The 17,581-nt window shown below is 68.0% G+C and carries 4 protein-coding genes; all 4 read left to right on the forward strand.

Annotated features, from left to right (window positions below; all coding sequences use genetic code 11):
- Positions 1-2 precede the first annotated feature (2 nt).
- The 4 genes from OG972_RS05800 to OG972_RS05815 are packed head-to-tail and all read left to right on the forward strand — an operon-like array spanning position 3 to position 17,447.
- Positions 3-3,158 (forward strand): DEAD/DEAH box helicase, encoded by a 3,156-nt coding sequence (locus tag OG972_RS05800; protein ID WP_266978893.1) that lies wholly within the window; start codon positions 3-5, stop codon positions 3,156-3,158.
- Positions 3,155-8,428 (forward strand): hypothetical protein, encoded by a 5,274-nt coding sequence (locus OG972_RS05805; protein ID WP_266978895.1) that lies wholly within the window; start codon positions 3,155-3,157, stop codon positions 8,426-8,428. Before OG972_RS05800 ends, OG972_RS05805 begins: the two co-directional genes overlap by 4 nt.
- Positions 8,425-15,135, forward strand: coding sequence for a DEAD/DEAH box helicase (locus OG972_RS05810; RefSeq protein WP_266978897.1), 6,711 nt, complete (start codon positions 8,425-8,427; stop codon positions 15,133-15,135). Before OG972_RS05805 ends, OG972_RS05810 begins: the two co-directional genes overlap by 4 nt.
- The gene (locus OG972_RS05815) at positions 15,132-17,447 is read left to right on the forward strand and encodes a UvrD-helicase domain-containing protein (RefSeq protein WP_266978899.1); all 2,316 of its coding nucleotides are present in this window, start codon (positions 15,132-15,134) and stop codon (positions 17,445-17,447) included. Before OG972_RS05810 ends, OG972_RS05815 begins: the two co-directional genes overlap by 4 nt.
- Positions 17,448-17,581 lie beyond the last annotated feature (134 nt).

The following is a 17,581-nucleotide window of genomic DNA, read 5'->3' on the forward strand; positions in this document are numbered from 1 at the left end:
ACTTGACCACGGCGATGCAGCCCGAGGTTCCCGAGGCGAGCAACGCCGAGCCGGGCCGGAGCGGCCCATATGTCGCCACGCGCCCCACCTTCGCCCCCGGCGCCCAGGTCCGCATCCGTGACGAGCAGTGGCTCGTGAAGTCCGTCGAGGGGTCCCTCGACGGACTGATGGTCGAGGTCAGCGGCGTCTCCCCGTTCGTACGAGGCACCGACGCGGTCTTCTACTCCGGGCTCGACCAGATCGACGTACTCGATCCGCGGCGCACCCGACTCGTGGCCGACGACACTGCCCGGCATGCCAAGGCCCGCCTCTACCTGGAGGCGGTCATCCGCAAGACCGCGCTCCCGCAGACCGAGCACGGTGTCGCGCTCGCCGACTCCTATCTGATGGACCGGCAGGATCACCAGCTGCGCCCTGCCGAGTTGGCACTGTCCATGCGCAACCCGCAGCCCCGCCTCCTGATCGCGGACGTGGTCGGCCTGGGTAAGACGCTGGAGATCGGTGTCACGCTCTGCGAACTGATCCGACGCGGGCGTGGCGAGCGGATCCTCGTGGTGACTCCGGCGCACGTCCTGGAGCAGTTCCAGCGCGAGCTGTGGACGCGGTTCTCGCTGCCGCTGGTGCGCCTGGACTCCACCGGCATCCAGCGCGTCCAGCAGGAGATCCCGGCGGGTCGCAACCCGTTCGCGCACTTCAAGCGGGTCATCGTCTCCGTCGACACCCTCAAGTCGGCAACTTATGCACACCACTTGGAGAGCATCGACTGGGACGCAGTGGTCATCGACGAGTCCCACAACCTCGTCAACAAGGGCACCCGCAACAACCGCCTCGCCCGCCGCCTCGCCGAACGCACCGACGCCCTGATTCTGGCCTCCGCCACCCCGCACAACGGTGACGCCGAATCCTTCGCCGAACTGATCCGGATGCTCGACCCGGCGGCCATCGCCGACCCGAAGAACTACAAGGTCGCCGACCTCGACCACCTCTACATCCGGCGCACCAAAACCGACCGCGAGGTACGCGACGGCCTCAAGGACAAGCCGTGGGCCAACCGAGGCGCCTCCCTTCCGGTCACGGCCGACGCGACACCGCGCGAGGTCGCGGTCCTGGAGCAGCTCGCGGACCGGTGGACCCCTGGCGATCCGGACCGCTCCTCCGTGTGTGCCGACCCCCTGGTTGCCTACGGCTTCTTGAAGGCATTCCTGTCCTCCCACGTCGCGTTCGGCAAGTCCCTGGAGAGCCGCCGCGCGTACCTGGAGGATCCAAAGCGCCACAAGGCAGCAGGCGACAAGCCCGAACGCCGTGCCGCACTCTCCGCCGAGAGCGCCGCCCTGACCAAACTCGAAGACCTCCTCTCCGACTTCACCGACGAGGACTCGGCGAAGCTCGACGCGCTCGTGCGCACGCTGAAGGAACTCGGCGTCGGCCCGCGCTCCGAGCGCCGCGTCGTGGTCTTCTCCGAGCGGGTGCACACCCTGAACTGGCTTGCCCGGGTGCTCCCGGCCAAGCTCGACTTCAAGGAGAAGCAACTTGCCGAGCCCGACAAGACCCGCCCGTGGAAGGCGTACGGGGGCGCCGTCGAGGTCATGCACGGCGACACCACCAACGACCAGCAACAGCAGGAGATCGTCGACCGCTTCGGCCGCCGCGAGGAGCCCGTACGCCTCCTCTTCACCGGCGACCTCGCCTCCGAGGGTGTCAACCTGCACCACCAGTGCCACGACCTCGTCCACTACGACCTGCCCTGGTCCCTCATCCGCATCGAGCAGCGCAACGGACGTATCGACCGTTACGGGCAGGCCCTCAGCCCTGAGTTCCGTGCGATCACCCTCACCGCCGACGTGCCCTGGCGGCGCGACGAGGACAGCGGCGAGACGCTCACCCTCGACGACCGGCTCGTCGGTACGCGCCTGTTGCGCCGCGAGGAGCAGGCCAACCAGATCGAGACGGGCGAGGGCAGCGCCGAGGCCGTCACCGGCCTCTATAACGACAAGAAGGAAGAGGACCGCCTCACCCGCGACCTCATCAAGGGCTCCACCGTGGACCGCTCCATCAAGGAGTCCCGGCAGGAGGCGGGCGATATCCTCGCCGGGCTCCTCGCCAACGTCACTGCCCGTATCGCCGACCCCGCGGCCGCACCTGCCGCCGTCGGCAAGGCGCCGGTGCCCGAGGCCGACGTGCCCCACGTGTTCGCCGGCACCAAAGCGTACTTCGGCGCAGCGCTGGACCTCATCTACCCGCAGGCCGAACGCGAGGCCCTCGGCTTCAAGCCCGAAACGGCGGGCGGACGAATCGAATTCACTCCACCCGACGACCTGCAGTACCGCTTCCGCGAGCTGCCGAAGTCGTACCTGGAACAGGAGAAGATCCTCACCACGCCCCGGTACGACGGCACGCTCCGTCTCACCTTCGACAAGCAGTACGCCGCCGACCGTCTGGAAGCCGCCCGCAACGCCAAACAGGGCAAGGGCGACCAGCCGACCTCCCAGTGGCCCAACGTCTCCTACGTCTCCGACATCCACCCCGTCCTCGACTGGGTAACGGACAAGGTCCTTGCCAAGCTCAAGTACGACGAGGCGTTCGTCCTCGCCTACCAGGCCGACTCTGCCAAAGCCAAGAAGATCAACGAGGCGCTGCCCGCCGCCCTCAGCGGCCCGGTCTACCTCCTCCAGGGCGCCTACTCCAATGCCGCGGGTAGGCCCACGGTCGTGGAGTGGATGGCGGTCACCGGCCTCGCCGAGGCCGTCGCGAGCCCCCGCGTGTGGCGGATGGACTCGGCGTTCCTCGCCGCGTGCGGCGTCGGCCCGAACATGCCCGGCCGGGGCACGCCCGTCGACGCCGACCAGCTCCAGGCGCTCGTCCCCGCCGCCGTCGATGCGGCAGAGACACATCTGCGCGAGCGCCGCAGCGACTACGACCGGCAGGTCGACGCCTACCTTGCGCCGTACGAGGACCGGGTCCAGGTCTGGGAGCAGGCCGCGCTGGTCGCCGTCGGCAGCCAGCAGAGCCGTCACGACCAGGTGAAGGACACGGCCGCCGGCCGCCGCGCCCTGGTCCGCCGACTGCGCACCGCGGGCGACCCCATGCTGCGGGTGCTCGGCGTACTCGAACCCCTCCACACCGCCACCGCGAACAACGCCGAGGAGTCCGCACGATGAGCTACACCTACGACTCCTTCGCCAACCGTGGCGAGTACCTCTCCGCGCACTACTTCAGCGAGGAACTGGAGAACACACTCAAGAAGAAGACCGCGGGCGACGAGGGCCTGTTCACCCTCTGGACCACCCGGGAGACCGACGAGCTCGACCCGCGGCCCACTCCGCGCGAGGCACTGCCCAGGCTCCGCGGCGACTACCAGGCCACCATCCGCCCGTTCCTCGCCGCGCGTGCGAAGGAGGAGCAGGAACTCATCGGAAGCACGTACGACGACCCGTCCGGCGCGTGGCCCGAACGCGTCTCTGCCTGGCACACCCAGGTGCTTGCCGCCCTCGGCTACGAAGGGACGGCCGAGAAGTCGCGTCCGCTCGCCGTGCACAGCGCGGGCAAGGAGTACGAGGTCCAGACCGCCTGGCACGGCGACGGCATCGTCGCGCTCGACTGTGGCTGGACCGAGCGCCTCGACGACGCGCTGGATACCGACGGCGGATCCGGACGCCTCCTCCACCCCCTCAAGACGGCGGACGGCCTGATCGAGGCCGGCCAGAAACTCGCCGGGTGGCTCTTCCAGAGCGAGCTGTACGAGGCCGGCGGCGACGCACCTCGCTTCGTCCTGCTCCTGTGCGGCGGCGTCCTCGTCCTCGCGGACCGCAACGCCTGGGCCGAAGGCCGCTACCTGGCCGCCAATCTGGACGCGGCCTTCGCCCGCAACGACCTCGCCAAGTCCGGCGAACTGGCCCTCCTTGCCGCCCTCTTCTCGCACGACCTGCTCGCACCACGCGCCGACGGCAAGGGCCGCCGCATCGACGCCATCGTCAAGGCGTCCCGCGACAACGCCGTCGGCGTCAACTCCGAGCTGCGCAAGGGACTCCAGCGCTCCGTCGAGATCATCGCCAACGAGGTCCTCGCCCGGCTGCGTGAGACGGGCGTCGAACCGCGCGACATCGAGGACCTCACCCAGGGCCCGTTCGCCCGGCAGCTCACCCGCGAGTCCCTGCGCTACCTGTACCGCATTCTGTTCCTCCTGTACGCCGAGGCCCGCCCCGAGCTGGGCATCCTGCCCGCCGACGACTCGACATACGAGGCCGGCTACTCGGTCGCCCGGCTGCGCGAGCTAGTTGCAAGGGAGCGGAAGCTCGTCGACGAGGAGAGCCGCAACGGCTTCCACCTGTACTCGTCACTCGACGTCCTCTTCAACAAGGTCAACTTCGGGCACCGTTCGCACGGCACCGAGCAGGGAGACCACCTCCCCGCCGAGCAGCGCAGCCAAGGGCGCGGCCTCCGCTTCGAGGCGCTGCGCAGCGAACTGTTCGACCCGAAGAGCATCACCCTCATCGGCAGCCAGATCCTCGACCCCGCCTGGGACGAGGACGGGAGCACGGATCCTCTGTGGCTCGACCTGCGGCTGCGCAACGAGGCCCTGCACGAGGTGCTGCGGCTGCTCACCATGAAGGAGGCGGGAACGAAGGGGCGGCAGGGCGGCTTCATCTCCTACCGCAACCTCGGCATCAACCAGCTCGGAGCCGTATACGAGGGCCTGATGTCCTACACCGGTCTCATCGCCGACAAGGAGCTCGCCGAGGTCGCAAGACCGGGCGAGAAGCGGGGCGGCAAGCAGTACGGCGATCCGGAGAAGGGCTCGTGGCTGATTCCCGCGGACCGGCTGAGCGACTACCCAGAGAACACCCGGGTCGTCTACTCCGCCCAGGACACCGAACAGCAGGGCCTTCGCGGTCCGAAGAAGTACGCGGTGGGCGAGTACGTCTACCGGCTGGCCGGACGCGATCGCGAGACGTCCGCCTCGTACTACACGCCGGAGTCGTTGACGAAGGTCACCGTCGAACTGGCTCTCAAGCACCGGCTCACGGACGAGACGCGGGCTAGCGACCTCCTGAAGTACACGATCTGCGAGCCCGCGCTCGGCTCCGGCGCGTTCCTCAACGAGGCGATCAACCAGGTCGCCGACGAGTACCTCAAGCGGCGGCAGGAGGAGCTCGGCGTCAGCCTGGACACGTCGAAGGCGCTGGACGCGAAGCAGAAGGTCAAGGCGTACATCGCGCTGCACAACGCGTACGGCATCGACCTGAACGCGACGGGCGTCGAGCTCGCCGAGGTGTCGCTGTGGCTGAACACCATGCACCCCGGTATGCGCGCACCATGGTTCGGACTGCACCTGAGGCGCGGCAACTCGCTAATCGGAGCGCGGCGATGGGTGTACGAAGCGGACCGCATCAAGAATGAGCGGACCGTCGGAGGTACGACGCCGGTCAAGTTGCCGTTCCGCGACACGGAGGGCGATGGCGCGGAGCAGGCGCTGCCCGAAGGGGCGGTGCACCAGTTCCTGCTGCCCACGCCGGGGTGGGGCGCGGTCGCCTTGGTCAAACCAGCAAATCCTGCGGGCAATCTCATCGGGCAGTCGGCCAAGCCGGAACTCGACCGACTTGCTGAGTGGCGAAAAGCAGTAGGCGCCAAACCGAAGGCCACGGGTGGCAAAGGGAGCCAGCTCGCGCGGCTACAGGAGGCGGCCAAGCGTGTGGAGTTCCTGTGGCAACTCGTCGCCAAGCGGATGGAGCTGAGTGAGCGCGAGATTGCCCGCACTATCGACGTGTGGGGGGCCGGGCGGGAGGAGGATGCGGAGGAGTACGCGTTCCTACGCCGTGACAAAAGGAACGTGGAGGGGGACTCCTTGCCACTGACCAAGGAGCAGGTCTTCCAGGACTTGTTCGACGCAGAAGGTTCTCCCTACTGGCGGCTCAAGCAGGTCATGGACGCGTGGTGTGCGTTGTGTTTCTGGCCGCTGGACCAGGTGGGGCTGCTCGACGGGATGGACGCGGAGTACGAGACGTCGCCGGTGGTGACGGTCGATGCGCTGTTGTCGTCGGGGGTGCCGCAGGTAGGCGAAGTGGAACCTGCGCCTGAACCTCAGTACGTCGAGAGCGGGTTGCTGTTCGCTCTGAACGGGGACCAGTTGGCCCTCGGAGAGCGCGCGGACGCGAGTGAACTGGTCGAGAAGACGCAGGTTAAGAAGCGTCGCACGCCGTCGACGCCGAAGAAGGGCGGCGGAACGGCAGAGCGCCGCCCCGTCATCGCTCTGAAGGACCTGGCCGACTGGCTTGCTTTCCTGGAATCCATGGTTGGTACGGGCCCGGTCCCGGAGGAAACATTCGCCACCTCCGTTGACTCCCTGGAGGAGCTGAAGGCCCTCGAAGGGGCCATCCAGGGCGAGATGGGCATGGACGATGCTCGAAAGGCCGTGGAGACGCGATACCCGTGGATGCGGGTAGTGCGTGATATCGCGAAGGAACAGGGGTTCCTGCACTGGGAGCTGGACTTTGCGGGAGTATTCTCAAGTGAAGTGGGAGGTTTCGACCTCCAGGTCGGGAACCCGCCTTGGGTGGAGATCAAGTTCAACCGGACAGCCAGTTTCTCCGAGTTCGAACCCGACCTGACACTGCAGGAGAGCCTTACCAAGGAGCGCGAGGCAGAGTTGCGCGATCGTGTCTTGCAGGTGCCCGAATGGCGCATCCGGGTACTCCGAGACGCGGCCACGGACACGGCACTGGCGAGCTTCTACTCCAGTGCGGTCGTGTACCCGATCCTCGCGGGGACACCGGCGCACCTGCACTCGCGCTTCATGAGCCAATGTTGGGACCATGCGGCCGCAACGGGTGCCATTGGGCTCGTACACCCCGATGGTCACCTGAAGGGGAAGCAGAACCGGCACATCCGTGCGGAAGCGTATCGACGGCTGCGCGTGCACGGAGCCTTTGTGAATGCCTCGAATTGGGCCTTCCCGCGACCTGTTGGAGACAAGAAGGACTTTGCAGCCAACATCTACGGCCCTCGTCAAGAGGTCAACTTCAAGCACCTAAGCTTCCTCTACAGGGCCGATGTGCTCACAGATTCCCTGCGGCACGACGGATCTGGTCCGGAACCGGGTCTAAGGTTCGACGGGCAGTACGACACCCGGCCGCACCGGGCGCGGATCATCAACGTGAACACAGAGACTCTCTCCCTGTGGAGTGAGCAGCAAGGCGGCGAGTTCCCGGCGGCGGAGGCGGAGATGATGTATCCGCTGACGCAGAGTGAGCAGAATGCGGTCGCTCTGATGGCGAAGTACCCCATCCGGCTCTCCCGCGACGAGATCAGCATGAGCCGTGGCTACGACGAAGAGCGCGACCGTACTGCGGGATACATCAACTACCGCAGCCAGCGTCCGGATTCCTGGGATGAAGCGATCCTGCACGGCCCGCATATCGGTCCTGGAACACCCTTCTGTAAGGAAGACCCCGAACTCAAATCAGAGGGGGCGCGGATCGATCTGACCGCAATTCCAGCCGACTTCATTCCCGCCACCAAGATGGCCAGGTCATGCGATCGGGACAGGTTTGAGTCCATGGCTATGGTATGGAGGGACTGGCAGGGGCAGCCGCATGCCCGCCACTATCGCTTGGCCTTCCGGCGCCGGAACGACGGGAAGACGGAGAGGGTTCTGCAAGCCGGGATCATTCCTCCAGGTCCCACCCATGTTAACGGTGTCCACAGTCTTGCCTTTCGGAGTCGCCAGCATCTGCTGCTGGTCTCCGGTTTCTGGTCGGCGATTCCGCTGGACTACATGCTGCGTGCCTTCGGGATGAAGGACCTGTACGAGGCCGGTGCCCAGCGGCTTCCCGCTCCGTCTCCGGACCACCCGCTGGCGAGGGCCCTGGCCCTCAGGTCGGCCCGCCTGAGCTGTCTCTCAAGTGCCTACGCTGACCTGTGGGAGTCGGAGTTCCGCTTCTCATGGCTCTGCGAGGAGTGGGCAATTCCGTGGACGAGGCTGCGCCCACTGAACGCGATGGAACCCCGGTGGTCGTGGAGCACACCACTGCGCACGGAGTTCGAACGCCGCGCCGCGCTCGTTGAGCTCGACGCGCTGGCCGCTGTGTGGATGGGGCTTCCCGCAGACGCACTGATCGCCGCGTACCAAGCACGCCTGGACGTGCTGTCTGGCCGTGAAGAGCAGATGTACTTCGACGCGCACGGACGGCAACTTGCCGCAGATAGGTGGGTTTTCGGCACCGGGCAGACCAGCGAGCATTGGAAGGCTCTGGTGGAGCATCTGGCAGCACCCGACGCCAGCCCCGTCCCGGACGGCTACACCGCCCCCTTCTACAAGGCCGACCGCGAGCGTGAGATGCGCGCCGCGCACGCCTACTTCAAGCAGCGCCTCGATGAAACCGTCGCCCAGGGTCTGTGGGACCCGGAGACCATGGAGGTTCCGACCCGATGAGGCCGACGCTCGAAGCGCAGGGGCTGAAGGAGAGCCTGCTTCAGTACCTGTCCACGACCTACGGTCTCGCGGACGAGGGTGCTCGTAAGGCGTTGGAGGCGTTCCTCGGGAACGAGACGACGGGCATGTTCCGGGGCCCGTACCTCCGTCTCCGTACGCCTTTCAGCCGTGCCGAGGACGGCTGGCAGCAGCACCTGGACTGGCGGCGTACCGACGGCTGGTCTCCCTACGCGCACCAAGCCCGCGCGTTCGCCCGCCTGACCAGCAAGGATGGGCACACACCGCAGCCCACCCTCGTCACCACCGGCACCGGGTCGGGGAAGACCGAGTCGTTCCTGTATCCCGTCCTTGATCACTGCGCCCGGGAGCGGGCAGCCGGCAGCAACGGGGTCAAGGCCGTCTTCCTCTACCCGATGAACGCCCTCGCCACCGACCAGGCGGGCCGTATCAACGACCTGCTCACCGAGTACGACGAGTTGAGCGGCGTACGCGCCGGGCTGTACATCGGGGACAAGGCGGCGACGCACTACGACAGGGTCTACACCCGTCGTCAGGACATGCAGCTGTCGCCGCCGGACATCCTGATCACGAACTACAAGATGCTGGATCTGCTCCTCCAGCGGGCGTCGGACGCACCGCTGTGGGAGAGCAGCGACATCCGGTACGTCGTGGTCGACGAGTTCCACACATACGACGGCGCGCAGGGCACCGATGTCGCCATGCTGCTGCGTCGGCTTGCCTCCGCCGTCGGGGCGACTCGGGAGGGCGAACCGCTCGGGTCGATCACGCCCGTCGCGACTTCCGCGACGCTCGCGTCCGGCACCGACGAGGACGGGGTGCGCCGGCTCCTGGACGTGGCGACCCAGGTGTTCGGCAGCACGTTCACCGCGGACGCGATCGTCGGTGAAGACCGTTTGACGGTGGATGAGTTCATCCCGGACGCCAAGTTCCTGCCTGGGCAGGTGCCGGCGCCCGAAGCGCTTACCGTGCTGCCCGATCCGGCCTCCGGTCCTGACGCGCTCGGCGATCTCATCGAAGCCGTCACTGGCGCCCGTATCACCGACCCGGTCGCCCTCGGTGCCGCGCTGAAACGGAACCGGCTGACATACGCGGTACTCAAGGCGTTCGACGGCTCGGTGCACACGTACGACGAGGTTCTCGACGTGATGCGCCGCAGCGGGGCGAAGGCGTGGGACGAGGCGATCACGACGCGGCCGCAGATCGCCGCCTCCGCCCTCGCCCGGTTCGTGGCGCTTCTGTCCATGGCGCGCGACCCGGACGCGCCGGACGGGATGAGCCGCCCGCTTGTACAGGTCGAAGTGCACCAGTGGGCCCGGTCCGTGACGCGGATGCTGCGGGGTGTACTGCCGTGGCCGAGAGCGGAGTTCGCGTGGGACGCGGCCGGGTCCGCGCGGCAGCCGCGTGCCACCCCTGACACCACCACGTCGCAGGACACCAAGGTGTTCCTGCCCGCCGTGTACTGCCGGGAGTGCGGCCGCTCCGGCTGGTCGGTTCTCGCGCCCGAGTCGGACTTCGAAGAGCTGGGCTTCGAGGCACACAAAATCCGCCGGGCCACCGTCACCGCCGCCAAGGCGAAGGTGCGCACGCTGGTCGCGGCCACCGACAACGAGGCACGCGAGGGCAACGGGCGCACCGCCATGGACCGGGCATCCCAGAAGTCGCTGACCACAGGCGGCGCGGGCGTCCTCATGGTCCTCGACGGGCAGACCCAGCGGCTGAGGCTGCCTGACCCGCAGGGCGACTACGACGACGAGGGCAACCCCCGGCCGGCCGGACCTGACTCGGCGTTCGTCCTTGTCCAGCTCGGCGACAACGCCGAACGAGCCGCCAAGGACGACTGGTGCCCGGCCTGCGGTACGCACAACGCGATCCGCTTCGTCGGTACCGGCTCGGCGGCGCTGGCCGCTGCCTCCGTCACCCAGCTGTTCACCGGCGGGGAGATGGACAAGGAGCAGCGGGAGACGAAGACGCTAATGTTCAATGACTCGGTGCAGGACGCAGCGCACCGGGCCGGCTTCGTCGCGTCCCGGTCGTACACGTTCTCGCTGCGGGCGCTGTTCACCAAGCACCTGGCGGAGGAGCGGCCGCTCGCCCTGAACGACCTCCTCGCCGATGTCGTGGAGGCGACTACCGACCGGGAGACCCTGGCCGCCGTCGTGCCGCCGGACCTGCACGACGTCACGGGTGTGGCGCGGCTCCTCTCCGGTAAGGGGCGCGGAGGAGACCGCAGGACCTGGGACCTTATTGGGGAGCGGTTCGCGTTCGAGGCCGTGATGGAGTTCGGCCTGCGGTCCCGCAACGGACGCACCCTTGAGCTGACCCGTACTGCGGCCGCCTGGGTGGGCATCGCCGACGAGCAGGCCGCCGTGGCGCTCGTTCGGGCCGCGCACGAGGAGTGCACGCAGCGCGGACTCCCCCTCACCGCGCACGACGACGCGCGCTATCTGGCCTTCCTGCGGGCCTTCCTGGAGCGGCTGCGGACGCGCGGCGCGGTTGGCCACCGGTGGCTGGAGAAGTACCTGGAAGAAGCGGGCACCAGCCGGTTCTTCATCTGGGGCGGCCGGCCGCGCGGCATGAAGGCGTTCCCCCGGGGAGTGTCCGCGCCCAGCTTCCTACTCGCGCGCCCCAAGACGGGCAGCGAGTTCGACGTCGCAGCCGGGCGGCTTTCCTGGTACCAGACGTGGGCGCAGCGCTGCCTCGGCATGACGCGGGAACAAACTGACGACTTCTGGGTGCGGCTGCTCCCCCGGCTCACCGACGCCGGGCTGATCGCGTCGGGCACACCGCGCGACACCGCGGCCCGCTTCCACGGACTGCAGCCGGGCGCCGTACAACTCCAACTCCTGTCGGACACGCAGGTCAACGAGGCGTACGTACGCTGCCCCAAATGCTTCTGGGAGCAGACCACGCACCCCGCTCTGCTCGCGCAGTACCACGGCCAGCCGTGCCCGGCCTACCGCTGCGCGTCCGGCCGTCTCGTGGCAGGAGACCGGTGGCTGGAGACCGTCGACCGGCACGACCGGGACCGCGACTACCGCAACGACTACTACCGCGGCCTGTACCGGCGGGCCGGCACGTACCAGGTCATCACCGCCGAACACACCGGGCTGCTCACGCGTGCCCAGCGGGAGCGCACCGAGGATGCCTTCCGTAAGGGCGAGGGGTTCAACGACCCCAATGTGCTGTCCTGCACGCCCACCCTGGAGATGGGCATCGACATCGGCGACCTGTCCGCCGTCGTCCTCGGCGCGCTGCCGCGCCGACCGGCCAACTATGCCCAGCAGGCGGGGCGGGCCGGGCGCCGTACCGGCAACGCGTTCCTGCTCACCATTCCCGACCGGTCCCGCCGTGACCTGTACTTCCTGGACCGGCCGCGCGACATGATCGACGGGCGGATCGTGCCGCCCGGCTCCTATCTCTCGGCCATCGAGATCCTGCGGCGCCAGTACACCGCGCACCTCCTCGACCTGGCCGCTCGCGGTCGGCTGCTGCGCGAGGACGGTAAGCCGCTGGCCGCCCTGTCGCGCCGGGTCGACGAGCTCTTCGGCCCTTCCGGCTATCTGGCCGACTTCATCGAGGCCGCTCTCGCCCACGGCGAGAATCTGGTCGCCGGTTTCCTCGCGCTCTTCCCGACCGGAGTGAGTGAGACTGCCAAGGCTGAGCTCGAGAAGTACGCGGTGCGCGGCCTCCGCAGTGCGGTGGAGAAGGCCGAGCGCGCGTGGGATGGCGACAACCAGAAGCTGCGCACCCGGATCCGTACGATCCGGGCTGCGATCGACGAACTCCGGGACGGCGACGAGGAACAGGCGCGCACCAAGGCCGAGTTGGAGGCGGAATTGCACGCCACCTCGAAGCAGGGCGCGGCCCGACAGCGCAGACCCGCCCAGGAAGTTCTGTGCGACCTCGGCCTGCTGCCCAACTACGCCCTCATCGACGCCGTGACCACCCTGGACGCCACCGTCTACTGGCCCGAGGGCAAGACTGCCGAGGGACGCGACACCTACAAGTCGAGGTCGTATCGCTATGAGAGGCCGCGCGCCTTCGCGCTGTCCGAACTCGCCCCCGGCAACACGTTCTACGCCGAGGGCTACAAGCACCGCATCACCGGCATCGACATTGTCACCGGCAAGGACCAGGACTGGCGGCACTGGCGGTTCTGCCCCTCCTGCGGCTACGTCCGCACCGAGAACGCCGAGAGTGACATCTCGCCCTGCCCGCGCTGCGCGGACACCGGCATCGCGGATTCCGGCAGCCTGCGGCAGATTGTTCAGCCAACCGTCGTCACCGCCCGCGACAAGCGGGAGGACGCCAGGATCGGCGACGAGAGCGACGACCGAGACCGCCGCTTCTACACGACCATCGACATTGTCGACATCGCCCCCGGCGACTTCGCGAAGCGCAAGTCCTGGCGGCACAAAAAGCAGATCTTCGGCGTCGACTACACGCGGCGTGCCGTCATCCGGAAGATCAACGCGGGCCCGCTCAGCATCGGGGCGCAGGAGAACGACCAGATCGCCGGGAAGCCCGTGCGGATCGCCCCGTTCCATGTGTGCACCGGCTGCGGAGCCGCGAGCGCAGACGGACGCCCCGTCTTCGACGACGACCGCGACGCCGTCGACAACTCCGCCAACCGACAGCGTGCGCTGAAGCACCACACGCCCTGGTGCCCGCTGCGACGCGGCACGGCGGACGTGCCGCAGGAACCCGTATTGCTCGCCCACGAGCTGACAACCGAGGCGCTGCGGATCCTGCTGCCCGCAGCGACGGTCCTCGTCGAGGAAAAGGTCCACTCCTTCCAGGCCGCCCTGCGGCTCGGCGTGGACGCTGCCTTCGGTGGCGACCCGCAGCACCTCGACACCACGCTCGCCACCATGCCCGACCGCGACACCGCCGAGAGGCGGCACTTCCTCGTCCTCTACGACCGCCTCCCGCACGGCACCGGCTATCTCGACCGGCTCACCGACCCGGCCGCATTCCGGCAGGTCCTCGAAGACGCGCGGCGGCTCATGGTGGAGTGCCCCTGCCGGGAGGAGCGGGGGCCGGCCTGCCACCGGTGCTTGTACCGGTACACCGACGAACGACACATTGAATGCGTCTCCCAGCAGGCCGCCCTGGAGATCCTCGACGAACTCCTCGGCACCGAGACCGATGACTGGGACACCGTTTCGGTCGGCAACACCGACCGGATCGGCCTTGACGGACAGGTCGAATCCGACCTTGAAGCCCGTTTCCTCAAGGCGCTGCGCGGCTGGTCTACACAGCGCAAGGACGCCGACCTGGACGAGAGCGGTGACAACAGCGGCTACCTGCGCCTGGACGAGGCCGGAACCGTCCACGGCTGGCGGCTGACTGCCCAGCGCAACGAGGGGTTCACCCGTACTGACTTCACCTTCGAACAAGCCGACAGCCCCAAGCAGAAGATCACCGTCTACCTGGACGGCCATCGCTTCCACGCCTCCCGCCGTCACAACCGGCTCGCCGGCGACGCCGACAAACGCAACCGGCTGCGCGCGGACGGCCGCATCGTCTTCCAGCTGACCTGGGACGACCTCGACGCCTTCGAGGGGGCGACGGGCACGGCACCAAGTGCGGCAGCGGGCCGGGAGCCGGCCGAGCCGGTGTGGCCGCCGTACCTGCGCAGCGCCCAGGACCTCGCCCGGCAGCTGCACACACAGGACAGCGACGACCTGTCCGCGAACGTCTTCACCGACCCAATGAGCATGCTCCTCGCTTATCTACGCAGCCCCGACGAGGCAGCCTGGGGCAAACGGGCATCGGCCGTGGTCGGCGGACTCCTCGGCACCAACAACGACCCACTCGTCGCCAACGGAACCCCAGAGCGGACGCGGCAGGTGCTCGATCAACTCCTGGACGCCTGGGGTCGCACCGACAGCATCGACCCGGTGCCAGTCCGGGACGACGGCACCCTCAGCCTGTTCCAAACCAGTGACCAGTCCGGACTCCCCATCGCATTCCTCGTGGACGCCGCCTCCCAGCGGTGGACCGCGCTGATCTGCCTGGACGACACCGTCACCGACCAGCTGGGCACCCCCGAACACAAGGCGCGGTGGCGCGCCTGGCTGCAGTGGTCCAACCTGCTGCAGTTCCTCGTCCACGACGGCGGCGACGGAGCCCAGCTGACCACATCCACCGCCGGAGGATTCGACACCTCGGTCCTCAAAGCGTTCGGCGGGATCGGAGAACTGGAGTCCCTGGTTGTCGAGTTCGGTGCCGGAGCTGCTGTGCCGCAGACTTCGGCGAACCACCACCTAGGCGAGTCCTCCGCCGAAGCGGCGCTGCGCGACCTCCTCTGGGACCAGGAGATCCTCGAGTTCCTTGACGAGGACGAACCCGACGCGGCCCTCACACGTCTCGCCCACACCCTTGCCGACCACGGCAAACAGGCCCCCGCGTACGGCTACGAGCTCGGCGAGCGCGGCTGGCTCGCGGACTTCGCCTGGCACGACTCGGCCCAGGCACTACAGATCGCCGTTATGGCCGAGGCACACGACCAAACGGACGAAGAGAGCGACAAGACCTGGCGTGCCTACCGCGACGCCGGGTTCACCGTGCGGTCAGCCGACGAGTGGCTCGCCAACATCGGCGAGTTCCTCTCCCTCCTCCCCGACGCGACGACCCGCCCCGGTTCCGCCTCCGACCTCGACGAACAGAGTGCCGACCGATGACCGCACGCCTGAGCCTGTACCAGAAGGCCGAGAACGAGCTCTACAAGATGGACTCGTCGGTCAAGACGAAGTTCTACGACTTCTGCCACCAGTTCCGCAACGACCCCGACCACCCGAGCCTCGACCTCAAGCCCCTCAAGGGCGACGGCCGCATCTTCCGCGCGAAGATCGACCGCTCGTACCGAGCGCTCCTCGCCCGCGCCGGCACCGGTGGCGACGGGGTCCAGCAATGGCTGATCGTCGCCGTCCGGCACCGCAAGGACGTCTACGAAGAACTCACCGTCGCCATCAACCGGATCACCGGTGAGATCGAGTTCGTCGACCTCGGAGTCGTCGGCCAGAGCGTGCTGCAGCGCGCGGGGGTACAGCTCACCCCCACGCCCGAAGAACAGGCGACAACAGCAACGGCCGGGCCCTCGCCCTCGCAGCCCACCGAGCGTGCCACCGCCCAGCACACCACACCACTGCTGGCCGGACACACCGCCGAGGACCTGCGTCGGCTCGGCGTTGCCGAGGCCCTGATCGACCTCGCCCTCAATGTGACCAGCGAGGACGAACTCGACCAGCTGATCGCCAGCGCCCCTCGGCTGACCGCCGAGATCCTCACCGGCCTCGGCTCAGGCATGCCGCTCGACGAAATCGAGCAAGAGATCACCCGCCCCGCTGCCACCATCCTCGAACCGGGCTTCGAAGACGACATGGCGGCCGCCCTGGCCCGTACCGCGGTCACCACCGTCGACGACGACATCCGCAACGTCCTCGCCGAAGGTGACTTCCGCGCCTGGAAGGTCTACCTCCACCCCACCCAGCGCAAGATCGTCGAGCGGAACTACAACGGACCCGCCCGCGTCAGCGGCGGCCCCGGCACCGGCAAGACCATCGTCGCCCTGCACCGCGTCGCCCGCCTCGCGGCCGCACTGCCCCCCGGCCACAACAAACCGATCCTGCTGACCACCTACACCAAGAACCTCACCGCCGACTTGCGCTCCCGGCTCACCTCACTTATGGGACCCGAGCTACTCGGCCGCGTCGACATCAAGCACATCGACCAGCTCGCCCAGAACGTCCTCAACGAAAACGTCGCACCCGGGTCGCAGCGCAGCGTGATCGGCGACGAACCCGCCCAGAACGTCCTGCGCGAAGTCCTCTTCGAGCACGACGAGCAGCGCTGGGACGCCGAGTTCATCTTCGACGAGTGGCAGCAGATCGTCCTCGGCCAGTCCCTCGCCACCCGACAGGACTACTTCAAGGCCCGTCGCGCTGGCATGGGCCGAGCCTTGAGCCGCCCTGAACGGGCCGCCATCTGGAAGCTCCTCGAACAGTTCACCCTGCGACTCAACAGCATGAGCCGCGAAACCTGGGCCCAAGCCGCCGAACGCGCCGCCCGCTACGAGTACGAGCGCGCCCGCAAGATCCAGGCCCGCGCCGAGCGCAAAGAGGACATCGGCGGCGGAGACCTGATCCACCTCGACGACAACAGCTCCGGCATGCGCTACCTGCGCCACCGCTACCAGCACATCGTCGTCGACGAAGCCCAAGACCTCAGCCCTGCGCACTGGAAGATGCTCCGGGCGATGGCCGCACCCGGCCCCAATGACCTCTTCATCGCCGGCGACACCCACCAGCGCATCTACGACCGCCAGGTCACCCTATCCACCGTCGGCATCAACATCCGCGGCCGCGCCTCAAAGCTGACCCTCAGCTACCGCACCACCCAGGAGATCCTCGACCAGGCCGCCAAGGTCGTCAGCGACACCACGTACGACGACCTCGACGACGGGACCGACACCCTCAACGGATACCACTCCCTGCTCCGCGGCCCCGCCCCCGAACTCGCCGCCTGCACCGACTGGAACGAAGAGATCACCCAACTCGCCGAGACCCTCAAGGAATGGCGCGCCGAGATCACCCGCCCCGCCGAGGACGGCACCGTACGCGACCCCAGCGGCACCATCGCCGTGTGCGTCGCCGACAGCGACATGGCCGGCCGCGTCGCCACCGACCTGGAGATCAAGCACGGCATCACCACAGCAACCCTCACCAAGGAGGGGCCGCAGGGCGGCGGCGAGGTCCACATCGGCACCATGCACCGATTCAAGGGCCTGGAGTACCAGAAGCTCGCCGTCGTCGGCGCAAGCGACGGCATCCTCCCCCGCAGCTCTACCGCCGAGAAGTACGCGACCAGCGACCCCAGGCGCTACGAGCGGGAACTCAAGAAGAGCCGCAACCAGCTCTTCGTCGCCACCACCCGAGCCCGCGACGCGTTGCGTATCTCCTGGCACGGGAGTCCGAGCCCGTTCCTGCCGGTGTAGGCGATCCGGTGATGCTCCCCCCCCCAAGCCTTTGATCCCACCGTGACGCGGTTCCTCAAGCCGATGCCCGGCCGGCAACCGAAGTGCCCCGAATGATCGTGCGCCCAACAGAAGTTCGGCCCTCAGGGCGGCAA

This window comes from Streptomyces sp. NBC_01669 (genome assembly GCF_026339735.1).
In the GTDB taxonomy this organism is placed as follows: Bacteria; Actinomycetota; Actinomycetes; order Streptomycetales; family Streptomycetaceae; genus Streptomyces; species Streptomyces yanii.

What these genes read in the sequence shown, in the direction of transcription:
- OG972_RS05810 (WP_266978897.1), top strand. Translation starts at nt 8,425, where the DNA reads ATGAGGCCGACGCTCGAAGCGCAGGGGCTGAAGGAGAGCCTGCTTCAG.
- OG972_RS05805 (WP_266978895.1), top strand. Translation starts at nt 3,155, where the DNA reads ATGAGCTACACCTACGACTCCTTCGCCAACCGTGGCGAGTACCTCTCC.
- OG972_RS05815 (WP_266978899.1), top strand. Translation starts at nt 15,132, where the DNA reads ATGACCGCACGCCTGAGCCTGTACCAGAAGGCCGAGAACGAGCTCTAC.